The 16,376-nt window shown below is 71.3% G+C and carries 14 protein-coding genes; 5 read left to right on the forward strand and 9 right to left on the reverse strand.

The window, feature by feature from the left end; all coding sequences use genetic code 11:
• The first annotated feature begins 179 nt into the window (after nt 1-179).
• Nucleotides 180-1,394, forward strand: a complete 1,215-nt coding sequence (locus OG738_RS25115) for a macrolide family glycosyltransferase (protein WP_329044529.1) — start codon at nt 180-182, stop codon at nt 1,392-1,394.
• A complete protein-coding gene (locus tag OG738_RS25120) occupies nt 1,391-2,449 on the forward strand; it encodes a ketoacyl-ACP synthase III family protein (protein ID WP_329044530.1) in 1,059 nt (352 codons plus the stop codon). Before OG738_RS25115 ends, OG738_RS25120 begins: the two co-directional genes overlap by 4 nt.
• Nucleotides 2,450-2,641: 192 nt before the next feature.
• Here the strand turns inward: OG738_RS25120 and OG738_RS25125 are convergent, their stop codons facing one another.
• The 4 genes from OG738_RS25125 to OG738_RS25140 form a co-directional block, all read right to left on the reverse strand.
• Nucleotides 2,642-2,788 carry a hypothetical protein gene (locus OG738_RS25125; RefSeq protein WP_329044532.1) on the reverse strand — a complete coding sequence of 49 codons (147 nt, stop codon included), beginning with the start codon at nt 2,786-2,788 and terminating at the stop codon, nt 2,642-2,644.
• 233 nt (nt 2,789-3,021) lie between these two features.
• A complete protein-coding gene (locus tag OG738_RS25130) occupies nt 3,022-3,714 on the reverse strand; it encodes a helix-turn-helix transcriptional regulator (RefSeq protein WP_329044534.1) in 693 nt (230 codons plus the stop codon).
• A gap of 387 nt (nt 3,715-4,101) precedes the next feature.
• Nucleotides 4,102-5,286 carry a cytochrome P450 gene (locus tag OG738_RS25135; RefSeq protein ID WP_329044535.1) on the reverse strand — a complete coding sequence of 395 codons (1,185 nt, stop codon included), beginning with the start codon at nt 5,284-5,286 and terminating at the stop codon, nt 4,102-4,104.
• 18 nt (nt 5,287-5,304) lie between these two features.
• On the reverse strand, nt 5,305-6,516 hold the full coding sequence (locus OG738_RS25140) for a macrolide family glycosyltransferase (RefSeq protein WP_329044536.1): 1,212 nt from the start codon (nt 6,514-6,516) through the stop codon (nt 5,305-5,307).
• 108 nt (nt 6,517-6,624) lie between these two features.
• Between OG738_RS25140 and OG738_RS25145 the strand changes: the two genes are divergently transcribed.
• Nucleotides 6,625-7,629: an ATP-binding cassette domain-containing protein gene (locus tag OG738_RS25145; RefSeq protein WP_329044539.1), complete on the forward strand. Its 1,005-nt coding sequence runs from the start codon at nt 6,625-6,627 to the stop codon at nt 7,627-7,629.
• A gap of 4 nt (nt 7,630-7,633) precedes the next feature.
• On the forward strand, nt 7,634-8,476 hold the full coding sequence (locus OG738_RS25150) for an ABC transporter permease (protein ID WP_329044540.1): 843 nt from the start codon (nt 7,634-7,636) through the stop codon (nt 8,474-8,476).
• A gap of 74 nt (nt 8,477-8,550) precedes the next feature.
• Here OG738_RS25150 and OG738_RS25155 read toward each other — a convergent pair whose 3' ends face one another.
• Nucleotides 8,551-9,777, reverse strand: a complete 1,227-nt coding sequence (locus tag OG738_RS25155) for a macrolide family glycosyltransferase (protein ID WP_329044542.1) — start codon at nt 9,775-9,777, stop codon at nt 8,551-8,553.
• A gap of 204 nt (nt 9,778-9,981) precedes the next feature.
• Here OG738_RS25155 and OG738_RS25160 point away from each other — a divergent pair, with 204 nt between their 5' ends.
• A complete protein-coding gene (locus OG738_RS25160; protein ID WP_329044544.1) occupies nt 9,982-11,460 on the forward strand; it encodes an ArnT family glycosyltransferase in 1,479 nt (492 codons plus the stop codon).
• A 1-nt stretch (nt 11,461) separates the two neighbouring features.
• Here the strand turns inward: OG738_RS25160 and rfbB are convergent, their stop codons facing one another.
• The 4 genes from rfbB to OG738_RS25180 form a co-directional block, all read right to left on the reverse strand.
• The gene (gene rfbB / locus OG738_RS25165) at nt 11,462-12,433 is read right to left on the reverse strand and encodes a dTDP-glucose 4,6-dehydratase (protein ID WP_329044546.1); all 972 of its coding nucleotides are present in this window, start codon (nt 12,431-12,433) and stop codon (nt 11,462-11,464) included.
• Nucleotides 12,434-12,452: 19 nt separating this feature from the next.
• A complete protein-coding gene (rfbA, locus tag OG738_RS25170) occupies nt 12,453-13,340 on the reverse strand; it encodes a glucose-1-phosphate thymidylyltransferase RfbA (RefSeq protein ID WP_329044548.1) in 888 nt (295 codons plus the stop codon).
• A gap of 90 nt (nt 13,341-13,430) precedes the next feature.
• On the reverse strand, nt 13,431-14,729 hold the full coding sequence (locus OG738_RS25175; protein WP_329044550.1) for a sensor histidine kinase: 1,299 nt from the start codon (nt 14,727-14,729) through the stop codon (nt 13,431-13,433).
• 203 nt (nt 14,730-14,932) lie between these two features.
• Nucleotides 14,933-16,267 carry a hypothetical protein gene (locus OG738_RS25180; RefSeq protein WP_329044551.1) on the reverse strand — a complete coding sequence of 445 codons (1,335 nt, stop codon included), beginning with the start codon at nt 16,265-16,267 and terminating at the stop codon, nt 14,933-14,935.
• Nucleotides 16,268-16,376 lie beyond the last annotated feature (109 nt).

A 16,376-nucleotide genomic window follows, 5' to 3' on the forward strand; every position in this document is an offset into this window, starting at 1 on the left:
TCGTGCGGTCGTCTGCAGGATAAGGACGCCGCGAGCGAGTGACGGATCTTGCCGGGAAACTCTGTGGAACCCCCTAGTCGTCCCGACGTGGAAACGTTCCAACCGGTTTTGGGGGGAAACCGCCAGAAGTTGCGTGGTAGCCGGTGTACCCGCGGTCGTGGCGGCCCGACGATGCGGTGGTGAGCAGGCACATCGCGGTCTTCAGCTTCCCCGCGTACGCGCACGTCGCGCCGGTCCTCCCGATCGTCGCCGAGCTGGTGCGCCGCGGCCACCGGGTCACCTTCGCCGTGGTCGACGAGTTCGCCGCGAAGGTGGCGGCGACCGGCGCCGAAGTACTGCCGTACACCTCGACCTTCCCGTGGGCGACCGGACTGGGCGACACCGCCTCGGAGGGGTACGCGTTGCGGGCCATGCTGGCGTTCATGGGCGAAGGTCTTGCGCCGCTGGACGTCGCCATGCGGCGGTTCGCCGACGATCCGCCGGACCTGGTCGTGCACGACCTGGCGGCGTCCGAGACGGCGCGGCTGATCGCGCGGAAGTGGTCGGTGCCCACGGTGCAGTCGTGCCCGGAGTTCGCCTCCAACGAGCACTTCCGCCTGAACGAGGCGCAGGCCGAGTCGGACTCCGCCGAGCCGCCGGACCTCACCGACCCCGAGCTGGCCGCGTTCGTGGCGCACGCCCACCGGCTGCTGGCCGCGCACGGTCTGTCCGATGTGGACACCAGCGCCGGCGATCCCGGCTACCACCTCGTCTACCTGCCGAAGGCGTTCCAGATCCGCGGCGAGACCTTCGGCGACCGCTTCGCGTTCGTCGGGCCGTGCTTCGACCGGACGGTGCCGCCGGGGGAGTGGACGCCGCCCGCGGACGGGCTGCCGGTCGTGCTGATTTCGCTGGGCACTTCGCGCAGCCGCGAGCAGGTGGGCTTCTTCCGCAAGTGCGTGCGCGCGTTCACCGGGCAGCCGTGGCACGTCGTGCTGACGCTCGGGCGGTGGGTCGACCCGGCCGAGCTGGGACCGCTGCCGGAGAACATCGAGGCGCACCCGTTCGTCGCGCACGCGGCGCTGCTGCCGCACACCCGGGTGTTCGTCACCCACGGCGGGCTCGGCAGCACCATGGAAGCCCTGCACTACGGGGTGCCGATGGTGATGACGCCGTCCCAGAGCGACCAGGTGGTGACCGCGGCCCGGGTCGCCGACCTCGGGCTGGGCCACGTCGTCTCGCGGACCGAGGTCACCGAGGAAGAGCTGCTCGACGCCGTCACGCGGACCGCGTCCGATCCGGTGGTGACCCAGCGGGTGCGGTGGATGAGCGAGCAGGTCGCGCTGGCCGGCGGGGAGACCCGCGCGGCCGACGCCGTCGAGTCGTGGCTGCGAGCGAAAGTGGAGGCGAAGTGAAGCTGGCGGAGGTCTACCTCGGCGCGATCGGCACGTACGTGCCCGCGACCACCGGCGTCGAGGCGGCGATCGAGCAGGGGTGGCTGACCGCCGAGGACGCCGAGACGTCCGGCCTGACCGGCGCGGCCTGCGCCGGCGAGACCCCGGCGCCGGACATGGCGCTGTGGGCCGGGCAGGAGGCCGTGGCACGGGCGGGCGTCGACCCGGAGTCGCTGGACGTCCTGCTCTACGCCGACAACTACCACTCGGGCCCGGACGGCTGGTTCCCCCAGTTCTGGCTGCAGCGGCACCTGGTCGGCGGTGACCTGCTGGCGGCGCAGCTGCGCCAGGGCTGCAACGGCATGTTCGGCGCGCTGGAGCTGGCGGCGACGTACCTGATCGCCCGCGGCGGCGGGACGGCGATGACGGTCGCGTCGGACAACTCGACGTCCCCGCTGGTCAACCGCTGGCGCTGCCTGCGCCCGGACTTCGTCATCGGCGACGGCGCGACGGCGGTGGTGCTGAACACGACGGCCGGCTTCGCGCGGCTGAAGTCGGCGAGCTCGATCACCGTGCCCGAGCTGGAAGGCATGCACCGCGGCGACGAGCCGATGTTCCCGCCGGGCGCGACGATCGGCCGGTTCATGGACTTCGCCGAGCGCATCGACTTCTTCGGCTTCGAGCACCGCGACACGATGCTCCACAGTGGACTGAACCTGCTGAAGACGCGGTCGGAGCTGATCGACCGCGTGCTGGCCGAGGCGGGCATCGGGATCGACGCGGTCAGCCGCATCGCCTACAACCACGGCTCCCGCACGTACGTCGAGGACGGTCTGCTCGCGATGCTGGGCATCCCGCTGGAGAAGTCGAACTGGGACTTCGGGCGGGGGCTGGGTCACCTCGGCGCGAGTGACCAGGTGGCGGCGCTGGCGAACATGCTCGGGACGGGCCAGCTGGCGCCGGGGGACCACGTGCTGATGGTCGGGATCGCGCCGGGGGTCAGCGTGGCGGGTGCGGTGGTGGAGATCCTGGACGTTCCCGCGTGGGCGGCGCCGGTGGTGCCCCGGTCGAGCTGAGCCGGCGGTTGCCTCCGCCGGACGCGCCGCGGTGATCACAGAGTCACCGCTGTCACACGGCAGCTGCTGTGCGTAGCAGGTGGAAACTTCCCAACATCCAGTGAAGTTCACTGGAACTCCCTGGAAACGCGAATCAGGTGGGCTGAGGTCTCCCTCGGCCCACCTGATCCGGTTCGTCAACGGTGTGCGGGCTCAGCCGCCGCTGCCGCCGCCGTACGCACCGCCCAAAAGGCGGCTGCGGCGCTTGCGGTTCTTTTCGTCGTCGGCCTTGGCGTTGTCCGCCTTGCTGTCGGACGGCTGCTTCTTGGAATTGTCTTCCTTTTTTCCGAAGATACCCACTGTGCCTCATCCCTTCCTTACGCCGACCGCCGGGAGAAATCGATCCCTGCCTTCGCAGGATAGCGCAGGGTACTGCTGAGCGCACCCTTCGCGACGCGCATTCGAGGGGATTTCCGGTGGGTTCCCGCCACGCGGGAAAAAGGGCCGGCGGGGTCGTCCGGGCCGGCGCCGGTGCCGGAGAACCCGGACATCGACCCCAACCCGGGCGGCCCCGCCGGCCCCGGGAAACGCGATCAGCGGATGTACTGCGGGGTGACCTTCGGCGGCCACTGGCCGATGCACAGGATGCCCTGCGAGTACGCCTTCGAGACCAGCGCCGAGCGGTTCGGCGACTTGAACTGCCGCAGCATCGCCCCGACGTGGTACTCGATGCCCTGCCGGCTCAGGTAGAGCTTCGAAGCCAGCTGCACGGTCGAAATCCCGGCGGCGACGCCCTCGAGCACCTTCGCGTCCAGCTCGCTGAGGAGCTTGGTCTTCTCGATCGCCTGCCGCGAGGTCTCCGCCGCGCGGTCCGGCTTGATCAGCACGACGATCGTGGTGACCTGACCGGACTGGCTGCGCACCGCGATCCCGGTCAGCCCGCCCGAGAGCACCGGCTGCGCGGGCCGCACGCCCACCAGGCGCGCGCTGAAGCGGTCCCGGCGGCCTTCGTTCAGCCGCGCCAGCTGCTGGAGGGTGAACTGCTTGGCGCTCGGGTGCACGAAGTCCACAAAGCTCTGTCCGAAAACGTCGGACGCGGTGCGTCCCAGCTGACGGAGAAAATCGCCATTGGCTTCGATGACCCGGAGATCGGGACCCAGGTTCGCGATGCAGACGTCGGACATGTCGAAGGCGGGCACGTTCTGGTTCTGTCTTTCGGCGACGGCCGGGAGGCCGGGCGGCACCGCCGCCGGCCGCTCGGCCAAGGAATCGACACGCATGTTCATCGAGTTCGAACCCCCAGATTCGTTTTCGAGGCATTGTCCACGGACAAAAGTGTCAACGACCCCCGAGCTCCCCTCAAGAGGGTCCACGGCACCTGTCCGGATGGGATCTTCACACCACCCCAGCAGAAGACCTCGAGCCCTTCCCCAGAACGTCCTCGAGTCCACCCGCACAGATCCGCTTCGGTCCGTTTCGTTGGAAACAAACCAAATGACGTCTCGTACGCTAGCCAACGGGGTATGGCCCGTCAATGCCGGTGCGGGGGTTCGGCGCTAACACTGGGGTCCGCCCGGCCGGAGGTACGGCACCCCGGGGCGCACCTTCGGTAGTGCGGTATCGGCGCGGCACCGCGCGTTCACGCTCCGCTCGCCGGCCGGTTCCCCGGCGGGTCAGCGCACGGTCGTCGTGACCGGCAGCCGCTGGACGCCGAACACGCCGCCGGCGTGGAACGGGACCTCCGCACCCGGGGCGACCCGCAGGTGCTCGAACCGCTCGAACAGCAGCTCCAGGGCGACGCGGCCCTCGAGCCGCGCGAGCGGCGCACCCAGGCAGAAGTGGATGCCGTGCCCGAACGCGGCGTGCGCGTTCGGCGTGCGGTGGAGGTCGAACCGCGCGGGGCCGGCGAACTCGCGCTCGTCGTAGTTGGCCGACACGACCCAGGCCCAGACGATCGAGTCGGCGGGGATCACCGTGCCGGCCACCTCGACGTCCTCCGTGGTCACCCGGACCACCCGGGGGAACGGCGGCCGCAGCCGCAGCACCTCCTCGAGCAGCGGCTCCACCAGCGACGGGTCGGCCCGGACCCGCTCGTAGCCGCCGGGAGCGTCCTCCAGGCAGAGCAGGACGTTGCCGAGCAGCATCGTGGTGGTGACGTGCCCGGCGAGCAGCAGCAGCGCGGTGAAGTTGCCGACCTCCTCGTCGGTGAGCCGCTCGCCGTCGATCGACGACTCCACCAGGCGGGTCAGCAGGTCGTCACGCGGCTGGGCGCGCCGGTCGGCGATCTGGGCGTTCAGGTACGCCTCCATCTCCTCGATCGCGACGGCCAGCTTCTCGCCGGTGCTGGGGTCGTCCACCTGCAGCGCCATCAGCGCCTCGGCCCAGCCCCGGAACAGCGCGCGGTCCGTGGCGGGCACGCCGAGCAGCTCGGCGATGACGATCACCGGCAGCGGATAGGCCAGCACGTCGACCAGGTCGAACGCCGTCGCGTCCGGCTCGACGGCCGTGAGCAGCTCGCGGGTGACCTCGGTGATCCGGGGCTCGAGGTCGGCGACGACCTTCGGGGTGAACGCCTGGCTGACCAGGCGGCGCAGCTTCCGGTGCTCGGGCGGGTCGATGACCAGCAGCGTGCCCGGGGGCGCCTGGTCGCCGGGCGAGGTCAGGCGCGTCGTGTCCGAGGAGAACAGCCGCGCGTCGGTGCTGACGCGTCGGACGTCGGCGGACCGGAACACGTGCCAGGCCCCGGCTTCGTCCTGCCAGACGGGCGTGTCGGCCCGCATCTTCTCCAGCCAGGCGAGCAGGGAAACCCCGCCGTCCGGGGCGATTTCCGGGGCAGCGGTCAGCTCGGTGGTGTCCACGTCGAATCCACTCCTGGGTCAGGCGGTCAGTCGGGCCTCGACGCGGTCCGCGGCCGCCGCGGCGCCCCCGGCGTCGGTGATGTGCTCGCGCATCCGCGCCACGCGCTCGTGCGCGCCGGCGTCCTCGGCGAGGCCGGTGACGGCCGCCCGCAGCGACTCCGCGTCGACGTCGCCCGGGTCCACCCGGACGCCGAGGCCGAGCTCGGCCAGCCGGTCGGCGACGATCTCCTGCTCCAGCGTGCGGGGCACGACCACCGGCGGGACGCCCAGCGCGAGCGACTCCATGGTGCTGCCCATGCCGGCGTGCGAGACGAACCCGCTCGCCCGGCTCAGCACGGCCGGCTGCGGCACCCACGGGTGCAGCTCGAAGTTCGGCGGCACCGGGCCCAGCTCCGCGGGCGAGACCAGCCGGCCGATCGTCATCACGACGTGCCACGGCGACCCGGCGAACGCCTCGAGGCAGGAGGCGAAGAACTCGCGCTGGTGGTGGTAGCCGAAGCTGCCCATGGCGATCAGCAGCACCGGCCGGTCGTCCGGCGGGGCCCAGCCGTCCGCGCGGTCGCCGAGGCACGGCCCCACGAACGCGAACCCGTCGTCGAAGGTGTCGCCGCCGGGCTGGAACTCCCGCGGCAGGAACACGAGCTTGGTGTCCTCACGGGCTTCCGCGAACTCCGCGGCCGAAGTGCCGGGCAGGTGCTCGGCGAGCACGTCCCCGACCACCGACGCGGCCTTGGCCAGCGCGGGGTGGTCCGGGTCGGGCGCGGGGACCTTGCCCGCCATCGAGGCGTACGGCGAGAACCGCTCGTTCGCGACGAACGTCGAGCACATCAGCAGAGCGGGGATGGCCCACTTGCGCGCCAGCAGACGTCCGGTGGGGTAGCCGAAAGCGTCGTACAGGAAGACGTCCGGCCGGTCGTCTTCGAAGGCACCGAGCGCGGTCCGCAGCGGCGCGAAGCCTTCCAGCGCCTGGGCGAGCCCCGCTTCCGCGACGACGTCGCCGGTGATCTCCTCCGGGATCGCCACGGTGTCCCAGGACTTCGGCACGTGGGATGCGTACGGCAGCACGGTGGCACCGGTGGCGCGCACGGCGTCGGCGTACTGCTCGGCCACCACGTAGCTCACCCGGTGACCGCGCCGCACGAGCTCGGCGGCGACGGGCAGCGTCGGGTTGACGTGCCCGTGGGCGGGATAGGTGAGGAAGGCGAGGTGGCTTCCCGGCGGGGGAGTCATGCCTCGAAAGCTAGTCGGCCGCGGCGGGCAGTCAACCATGTCTAGGCGAACCCCTCGGGTCGCGCGATGAGCAGGGAAAAGGGGATTCGCGGTGTGTTACCTGTAACCATGCCCGATCCCGTGCGGCGGAAGGAAGCGTCCGTGACCCTGTTCGTCGAAGCCGAGGGGATCACCAAGACCTTCGGCAAGGTCCGCGCGCTGGACGACGTCAGCCTGCAGGTGCCGCGCGGCACCGTGTGCGGGCTGCTGGGCCACAACGGCGCCGGCAAGACCACTTTGGTCAACGTGCTGACCACGCTCGTGACGCCGACTTCGGGCCGGGCGAGGGTCGCCGGGCTGGACGTCCAGCGCGACGCCGTCGCCCTGCGCAGCCGCATCGGGCTCACCGGCCAGTTCGCGTCGGTGGACGAGCAGCTTTCCGGCTTCCGCAACCTGATCCTGATCGCGCGCCTGCTCGGCGCGTCCACCAAGGCGGCCAAGGAGCGCGCGGACGAGCTGCTGACCGCGTTCGGCCTGCGCGACGCGGCCGGCCGCCCGGCGAAGACGTACTCCGGTGGCATGCGGCGACGGCTCGACCTGGCCGCCAGCCTGGTCGGCCACCCCGACGTGATCTTCCTCGACGAGCCGACGACGGGCCTCGACCCGGCCGCCCGGATCGCCATGTGGGAGATCGTGGAACAGCTCGTGCGCGACGGCTCGACCGTGCTGCTCACCACCCAGATGCTCGACGAAGCCGACCGGCTCGCCGACAAGATCGTCGTGCTGGCACAGGGAAAGGTGATCGCCGCCGGGACCGCGGCCTCGCTCAAGGCGCAGGTCGGCAAGCGCACGGTCACCCTGACGCTGGCCGACCGGCCCGACGCCGAACGCGCCGCGGACGCGGTGCGCCGGACCGGGCTAGAGCCGCGCGAGTCCGGAGTGGACGAACTGGCCGGGCTCGCGCTGACGGTGCCGGTGGAGAAGTCCACCGACCTCGCGCGCGTGGTCCGGGCGCTCGACGACGTCGCGGTCGAGCCGGTCGAGCTGGCCCTGGTCGACCCGCGGCTCGACGACGTGTACCTCGCGCTCTCCGGCGCGCCGCGGGATCCCCACACCGAAACCGAGAGGCCCTGACCCGATGAGCGTACCCACGGCACTGTCCCCCGCGGAGGAGTCCACAGTGGCCGGACCGGCCGGGCCGTGGCGCGGCACCACGGTGCCGATGCAGATCCTCATCCTGACCGGCCGCTCGCTGCGGGCGGTCGTGGCGTCCCGGGCGCTGGTGCTGCTCGGCCTGCTGCAGCCGCTCATCGTGCTGATCCTGTTCAGCCAGGTGTTCGCGAGCCTGGCCGGTACCAGCTCGTTCCCGGCCGGGGTGTCCTACATCGACTACCTGATGCCCGCGGTGCTGGTGATGGGCTCGCTGTCGGTGGCGCTGCAGTCGGGCGTCGGCCTGCTCGACGACATGCGCAACGGCGTCGTGGCCCGCTTCCGCACGCTGCCGATCGCGTCGGCGTCGGTGCTGGTGGCGCGCAGCCTGGCGGACGTCGTGCGGCACGCGCTGCAGCTGGCGATCATGCTGGTGCTGGCGGCGACGCTGTTCGGGTTCTCACCCGGCGGCGGCTTCACCGGCGTGCTGCTGGCGTGGCTGATGTGCATCGCCGTGGGCTGGTCGCTCAGCTGGATGTTCATGGCCATCGGCGTGTGGATCACGAACGTCGAGGTGATGCAGGGCGTGACGTCGATGGTGATGTTCCCGCTCATGTTCGCGTCCTCGGCGTACGTCCCGCTGTCGTCGCTTCCGGCGTGGCTGCGCGCGGTGGCGACGGTGAACCCGCTGACGTACTCGGTCGACGCGTCGCGCAACCTGGCGCTGGGCAACCCGGTGGGGGCAGGGGGCCTGGCGGCGCTGGGCGCGGCGGGCCTGATCGGCCTCACCGGCGCGATCGTCGCCACGCGGGGCTTCCGCCGCTCGGCCTGACCCTGCCACGGGGTCGTGAGTGAGAAACAGGGTTAGTACGCTGTTTCTCACTCACGACAGCCGCGGCAGACTGCTTACGGGAGCAGGGCTTCCAGCGCGTCGGCGGCCGCGGGCGCACCACCGGCCTGCTCGATCTCCTTGGCCATCAGCGCGAGCCGGGCGGTCAGCGAGTCGTCTACCGCCAGGGACTCGACCGCGGCGTAGATCGCCTCGCCGCTCGCCTCGGCGACCGGGATGTGCCGGCCGAGACCCAGCTGCGCGACGCGGTGGGCGTTGGCCAGGGTCTCGCCGCTGTGGGAGACCGCCACGACCGGGACCTCGTAGCGCAGCGCCTCCAGCACGCTGCCCATCCCCGCCTGGCACACCAGCGCCGTCGCGTGCTTCAGCACCGACGGGTGCGGCATCCAGTTGTGCGCCTCGACGTTCGGCGGCAGCTCGCCGAGCGCGGCCAGGTCGGCGCCGCGGCCCAGCGTCAGCACCACGTGCCACGGCTTGCCGCGGAAGGCCTCGATGCAGCCGATGAAGAACCCGAGGTCCTTGCTCATCGACGTGCCCAGCGAGATCAGCACCACCGGCAGGCCGTCGCCGGGCGGGGACCAGCGGCCTTCGAGGGCCGCGCAGTCCGCGGTCGGCCCGACGAACAGGTACCGCGGACCGAACGTCTCGCTCCCGTAGTGGAACGCCTGGGGGATGTAGACCAGACGCGGCTCGTCGCCGGCCGCCGAAAGGCTGTCCGTCGCCAGCCGCGGGTCGAGCCCGTGCCGCGTGAGCAGCGCCGCGACACCCGCGCCGAACTCTTCGCCGAACCGCGCGAGGCGCGGGTCCTGGTGGTCGAAGCCGGTGGCGGCCGGGTGGTCGTCGGGCGGCTGGGGTGCGCCGGGGATCTCGTCGTCGTCGTTCTCGATGAAGACGGGACAGCTTTCGACGAGCGGGAGGTCCCAGGCGCGCGCCAGCACGCGGGCGGCGTTGCCGCTGATGGTGTCGTGGACGACGAGGTCGGGCCGGTCGCCGGACAGCCGTTCGAGTGCCGTTTCCAGCGGCGCGAAGCCTTCGCGCATGAGGTCGATGATCATCGTCACGGCGTCGTCGGCGCTGTCGACCTTGGTGACCGCCGCGGGGAAGTCCGAGTGGTAGGGCAGCACCTCGGCCGCGCTGTCGCGCAGCAGGCCCGCGAACTGCTCGGCGACGACGAACGTGACCCGGTGGCCCCGCTCGGCGAGTGCGGCGGCCGGGCCCAGCATCGGGTTGATGTGCCCGACGCCCGGAAAGCTGAAGAAGACGATGTGCCGGCCCTGGGTCATGGCTGGAGTATCGCGAGAAACCCCAGTACAGCGCCCTTTCACGGACCAAGTCTAGGGGAATCGCTACCCTCACTTTCCGTCCTCAAACTTCACTTCCGAGTGACTACGAAGGTTGCGGCCGCGCGCGGCTTGATCGACTTTCGTTGCTCGGGATGAGGACTCCCGGCCGCAGAAACGCGAGGTCCGCCCGGGTCTACTGGGGGTATGACCCTTACCAGTGGAACCACCGACAGCCGGCCGGGCCGCACGCGCCCGGCGTTCGCGCGGACCCCGGTTCTCCTGATCGCGGGAGTCGCCGGCGCGCTGCTCCTCGTCGCCAGCCGGAACTACGGGTTCTCCTTCGACGAGGCCTACTTCGTGGTGGCCGGCCGCGACCACCCCGCGTGGGGCTACTTCGACCAGCCGCCGCTGGTGCCGTTCCTGGCCGCCGGGCTGGACCACCTGTTCCCCGGCTCGCTGGTGGCCCTGCGGCTGCCCGCCACGCTGGCCGCGGTCGGCGGGATCGTGCTGACCGCGCTGATCGCCCGCGAGCTGGGCGGCCGCCGGGTCGCGCAGACCGTCGCCGCCGCGGCGTACGCGATGTCCGGCGCCACGCTGATCGCCCACTACCTCGCGACCTACTCGATCGACCCGTTCTGCTGGTCGCTCATCGTCTGGCTGGTGGTTCGGTGGACCCGGGTGCGCGACGACCGGCTGCTGTTCGCCGCCGGGCTCGTCACGGCCGTGTCGCTGCAGACGAAGTTCCTGGTGCCCGCGCTGTGGGTGGCGCTCGCCGTCGCGTCGCTGGTCTTCGGCCCGCGTGACCTGGTGCGGCGTCCGCTGCTGTGGGCCGGCGCGCTGGTCGCGACGCTGACGACCGTGCCGACGCTGGTCTGGCAGGCCGCCCACGGCTGGCCGTACACCCGGATGTCCGAGGTCGTCGCGGCCGAGTTCCCCGGCACCGGCGCGTTCCTGCTCGAGGTGCTGTCCGGGCCCGGCCTGGTGATCGGCGTGCCGCTCGCGCTGTTCGGCTTCGGGCGCCTGCTCGCCGCCCGCGCCCTGCGGCCGTACCGCTTCCTCGGCCTCGCGTTCCTGCTGCTGATCGTGGCCTACCTGCTGACGTCCGGCCGTTCGTACTACGTCTACAGCCTGTACGCGCTCCTGTTCGCGGCCGGTGCGGTGGGCCTGCAGGACGTCAAGTGGCCCACGGCCGCGAAGGTGCTCGGCTGGGTGCTCGTCGCCGCGTCGGTCCTGCAGGCGCTCGTCGCGCTGCCGATCTACCCGAAGTCCTGGGCCGAGCGCATCCCCGACGTGCCGCTGCTGCCGCTGACGGCGAAGGTCTTCGTGCAGTCCGACGGCCAGCTCGGCCAGCTCTCCGACGCCGTCGTGCAGGTCTACCGGTCGCTGCCGCCCGAACAGCGCGCCCACACGGCGATCATGACCGACAGCTACGCGTTCGCCGCCGACCTCGAGCTCTTCGGCAGCGAACGCGGACTGCCGGGCGTCTACAGCGCGCACCGCGGGTACTTCTACTTCGGGCACCCGGACGAGAGCGTCGACAGCGTCCTGTTCGTCGGCGACGCGAGCCCGGTGGTGGCCGGGGCCTTCGCCCGCCACCAGGACGTGGTGCCGCAGCTGATGACCGTCTTCAGTGGACGGACCACCGCGTGGGACGCGTTGTGGCCGAGGCTGCGCACGCAGTAGCTCAGCCCTTGAGCGGCTCCCACCAGTCGCGGTTGTTCTTGTACCAGTCGACGGTGTCGCGCAGGCCGGTGTCGATGCCGACCCGCGGGGCGTAGCCCAGCTCGGTGGCGATCTTCGTGATGTCCACCGAGTAGCGGCGGTCGTGGCCCTTGCGGTCCTCGACGGGCCGGATCGCGGTGTGGTCCCGGCCGGTGATTTCGAGCAGCCGCTCGGTGAGTTCGCGGTTGGTCAGCTCGGTGCCGCCGCCGATGTTGTAGACCTCGCCCGCGCGGCCGGTTTCGGCCACCAGCTGGATGCCGCGGCAGTGGTCGTCGACGTGCAGCCAGTCGCGGACGTTGAGGCCGTCGCCGTAGAGCGGTACCTGGAGCCCGTCGACCAGGTTGGTGACGAACAGCGGAATGACCTTCTCGGGGTACTGGTAGGGCCCGTAGTTGTTGGAGCAGCGCGTGATCGAAGCGTCGAGCCCGTGGGTGCTGAAGAACGCGCGGACCAGCAGGTCGGACGACGCCTTGGACGCCGAGTACGGCGAGTTGGGGGCGATCGGGTGGTCCTCGGGCCAAGAGCCCTCGTCGATGGAGCCGTAGACCTCGTCGGTGGAGACGTGCACGAACTTGCCGACCTCGCGCTCCAGCGCGGCCTGCAGCAGCGTCTGGGTGCCGAGCACGTTGGTGCGGACGAACTCCGCCGACCCGGCGATCGACCGGTCCACATGGGACTCGGCGGCGAAGTGCACGACGAGGTCGGTGCCGGTCAGCTCCCGCTCGACGACCTCGGGGTCGCAGATGTCGCCGACGACGATCCGCAGGCGCTCGTCCCCGGCGACCGGCGCCAGGTTCGCGCGGTTGCCCGCGTAGGTGAACTTGTCGAGCACGACCAGCTCGTCGGGCTCGAAACCGGTGTAGTGGCCGGAAAGCACGTTGCGGACGTAGGCCGAGCCGATGAAACCGGCGCCGCCGGTGACCACCATGCGCATGGGAAGGATCCTCCGGGGTTCAGACCGCGGTGAGCGGCCGCGCGCGGCGCGCGAAGTCCATGACGTACTCGCCGTAGCCCGAGCTGCCGATCCGCTCGCCCAGCGCGTAGCACCGGTCGGCATCGATGAAGCCCATGCGCAGCGCGATCTCTTCGAGGCAGGCGATCTGCACGCCCTGGCGCGCTTCCATCGTCTGCACGTACTGCCCGGCGTCCAGCAGCGACTTGTGCGTGCCGGTGTCGAGCCAGGCGAAGCCGCGGCCGAGGTCCACGCAGCTCGCGCGGCCCCGGTCGAGGTAGACGTTGTTGACGTCGGTGATCTCCAGCTCGCCCCGCGCGGACGGCTTCAGCCCCTTGGCGATCTCGACGACGTCGTTGTCGTAGAAGTACAGGCCGGTGAGCGCCAGGTTCGACTTCGGGTCGGCCGGCTTCTCCTCGATGGAGACCAGGTTCCCGTCGGCGTCGATCTCGCCGATGCCGTGGCGGTGCGGGTCGGAGACCTCGTAGCCGAACAGGACGCAGCCCTTGAGGTCGTGCGTCGCGGCGCGCAGCACGTCCGAGAAACCCTGCCCGTGGAAGATGTTGTCGCCGAGGATGAGGGCGGACGTGTCGTCGCCGACGTGCTCCTCGCCGATGATGAAGGCCTCCGCGAGGCCGTTCGGGTGGGCCTGCTCGGCGTAGCTGAGCTGCAGGCCGAGCTCGGCGCCGTCGCCGAGCAGCCGCTTGAACGCGGGCAGGTCGTGCGGGGTCGAGATGAGCAGGATCTCGGTGATGCCGGCGAGCATCAGGACCGACAGCGGGTAGTAGATCATCGGCTTGTTGTAGACCGGGACGAGCTGCTTCGAGACGCCGAGCGTGACCGGGTGCAGCCGGGAGCCACTGCCGCCGGCCAGGATGATGCCTTTCATGGGAGCCCCACGTTCTCGGTCGGTAAGGGTCGTGACCGGGCCGACCCTAAGTCCGGGACTAGTAGGAGAATCTCCAGTCCTGGCCCGGAGTCAGCGCGGCGCCGGGTGCTTCTGCCGGTTCTCCGTCGTTGGCACGTACGCCGGCAGGTCCGCGGCGATCCGGAACCCGCCCTCGGGCGTGGCACCCGCCTCCAGCGTGCCGCCGACCAGCTCGACGCGGTGGCGCAGGCTCGACAGCCCCAGCCCGGAACCGCTGCCGGCCAGCACCTCGTCCGGCGGGCGCCGGGGCGGGGCGTTGACGACGCGGATGCCGACGCCGTCCGGCCGGTAGCGCAGCTCGACGCGGATCTCGGCGCCCGCCGCGTGCTTGCGGGCGTTCGTCAGCGCCTCCTGCACGATCCGGTGGACCGTGCGCGCGATCGTCGGGGACATCCGGGAGCGCTCGCCCTCGACGTCCAGCTCCACCGGGATGCCGGCCGCGACCGACTCGGCGACGAGCGTGGCGGGGTCGGGGGCCTGCTGCTCGGGCGTGCCCGCCGAGCCGTGGCGCGGGCTCGGGCCCGCCATCCGCTCGGAGATGTCGGCCGACGTCGTGTTCAGCACCCCGACCAGGTCGCGCAGCTCGTCGAGCGCCATCGCGCCGCGGGCGCGGATCTCCTCGGCCGCCTTGCGGACGTCGGGTTCCTTCGAGCTGATGCCGAGCGCCCCGGCGTGCAGCACCATCAGGCTGAGCCCGTGGGTGAGGACGTCGTGCATCTCCGCGGCGAGCCGGCGGCGCTCCTCGAACCGGGCCTGCTCGGCCAGCAGGTGCGTCTCGCGCTCGGCCCGCTCGGCGCGGTCGCGCAGTTCCTGCAGCAGCTGCTTGCGCGCGTCCAGGTACAGCACGACCGCCGACGGGCCGATCGTGCTGAGCAGGCCGACCGGGGTGATCGTCCAGCTGGGCGCCCACGGCTCGCTGCCGATGATGGCGAAGGCACCGATGAGGGGGAACGCGACGCGCGGGTTCTCCAGCCGGACCAGGAAGATCACGATGACCGACGTGACGCGGGGCAGGATCAGCGGGCTGGCCGGGTCCTCCGGGGAGAGCAGGCCGGGGGCGAGCCCGTCGGCCAGCACCGTCGCGAACGCGACGGCCAGTGCGATGCCGGCGACCGTCTTGGGGAAGCGCCGCAGCCCGAGCACCGAGACGTCGACCACCAGCTGCAGGACGAGGTCCGCGCGCGGGCCCGCCCAGCCGGTGGTGGGGTGGCTGTTGAGGCAGATCACCACGTCGAGCGCGCCGAAGATCACCGCCAGGCTGAGCAGCGTCGCCAGTTCGTGCTTGGGCCCCATCCGCGCGCCCGGATGCTCACGCAGCGTGGTTCGAGTACCTGGAGTGACGTCCGACACGGGCTCCACGGTAGCTCCCGGGCCCCGGTCGAGGAGGCGGACCGGGACTTCCGGGCCGGACTAGCGACGAAAGTTGCCCGCCGGTGGGTGGACCGACAACTTTCGTTGGTTGCCCGTCACCCCGTCGGCCCATGGGCACCAACGGGCACCTCAAGTCTTGGTTAAATGTCCAGTTTCGGGCGCTCGGTAATGCTACAAGTATGTCACCCGTCCGGGTGGTGGTGTTCGCTGACAGCGTCCGTCGCGCCTGGTACGGTCACTCGATAGTGGAGGAAGTGGCGCAGATCGGGCATCGACGGTGGTTTCCCTCCCGGCGGCGGTGTCAATAGCGTTCGAACGGTCAGGTCCTTCGGCGGCTCTGGGGGCTGCGGGAAAGGCTCGGTTTTGCCGAGTTTGCAGGAAAGGTCGATGGCGGCATGTCGGATCCCACTCCGAATCCGGTCTTCGCCGGGGATTCGGGCACGTTGTCCCGGTGTGCGGTACTGGCGTGGACGGAGTCCGCGCAGGCCGTGCTGGTGGACGGGGCGCCCGGTGGCGGTGCCCGAGCCCTGCTCGCGGGCTTCGAAGCGTCGGAAACCGGCCGGTCCGCGAATATTATTCGCCTTTCCGGACGGGCTGCCGGCGAGCCCTCCGAGTTCCACGCGCTCACCGAACTGTTCGCGGGCCACGCCGATCCGGCCGGTGCCATTGCGCGAACGCTGGAACTGCCCGCGGAAGACGGTTCCGCGGTGCACCGGAAATTCCGCACGCTGCGTTCGCTGCTGCTTTCCGGGCCATTGCGGAAAACGAATTCCGTCATCTTCGTCGAAGACGCTCATCGGTGCGACGAAATGTCGGTGCGGTTCTTCGACTTCCTCCTGCGGTGCGGCCGCGGAGAGCGGTTTCTGCTCGTCCTCTGCCGCCGCCCCGGTGAGCCCGGTCCCGGCGCGTGGGCACTGGGGCAGATCGGCGCGCAGGACCGCTGCCACCGCTGGGAAGTCGCCGCGGCCAGCCCGGTCGACGCGCTGGCCGGCCTGTCCGCGCAGGCACGGACCGTGGCCACCGCCGTCGCCGTGCTCGACGAACAGAACGTGACGAGGGTGGCGGCTTTGTGCGGGCTGCCCGCGCGGCCGGTGCGGATGGCGCTCGAGGAAATTCGCCGGGCGAATCTGTTCGCCGGAAGCGTGCTCGACCGCTCGGTCCGATCCCGCCTGCTCGCGGAAACACCGGCCGAAGAACTCGCTCACCTGCATTTGCGCGCGGCCCGGGTGCTCAACGACGACGCCCGGCCCGCCGCCGAAGTCGCCCCGCACCTCGGCGCGCTGCCGCGGCTCGACGAGCGCTGGATGATCGACCTCGCGCTCGAAGCCGCGGCCGCCGCGGAGCACCGGGGCGACCCGGCGACCGCGGTCGCCCACCTCGCCCGCGCGGCCGCCGCCGAACCGGCGCGGCTCGACGTCCGGCTGGCGCTGGCCGCGGCCCGGCTCGGGCTCGACCCGGAAGCCGCGATGACGGAGCTGCGCACGGCCGCCGGCCACGTCCGCGACCCGCGCGACCACTGCGCCGTCGCCGTGCTGTTCGCGCTCGCGGCCACCGCGGCGGAGGCCGCGGGCCGTCGGCAGGCGCCGCTCGGCGGCCGGATCGACCGGCTGGCCGCTCGGCTCGGCA

Source organism: Amycolatopsis sp. NBC_01488 (assembly GCF_036227105.1).
Taxonomy (GTDB): domain Bacteria; phylum Actinomycetota; class Actinomycetes; order Mycobacteriales; family Pseudonocardiaceae; genus Amycolatopsis.